The organism is Chryseobacterium sp. SIMBA_028 (assembly GCF_046535285.1).
GTDB lineage: Bacteria > Bacteroidota > Bacteroidia > Flavobacteriales > Weeksellaceae > Chryseobacterium.
This window is the reverse complement of sequence record NZ_JAWRWZ010000445.1, coordinates 1-261: the sequence shown is the minus strand read 5'-3', so window position 1 is coordinate 261 and position 261 is coordinate 1. Positions and strand designations below refer to the sequence as shown.

Below are 261 nucleotides of genomic sequence, written 5' to 3'. Positions count from 1 at the left end.
ACCGCTTCTGGAAGTAGAAGCTGAGATCAAAAAATTTATCAAGTACGTAGGTGTTTTTGGAAATTCAACAGCATATGATTCAACAGATTGTTCAAGCGGATGCGTTGCGATTAATGCCGGAGCACAGCCTGATGATACCGTAAAAGACTGGACTAAAGCTCCTAACTCTTATATTTTCACAGGAAAAGATAAAAATGGCAATAATGTAGACGGATTATATATTCCCGTAAAAAAAGCATACGAAATGTGGAAAAACGGAAG

1 protein-coding gene is annotated in these 261 nt (G+C 37.5%); it reads left to right on the top strand.

What is annotated here, in order from left to right; all coding sequences use genetic code 11:
• Positions 1 to 261: hypothetical protein (locus SCA31_RS24070; protein ID WP_410699514.1), on the top strand; the 261-nt coding region annotated here is incomplete at both ends.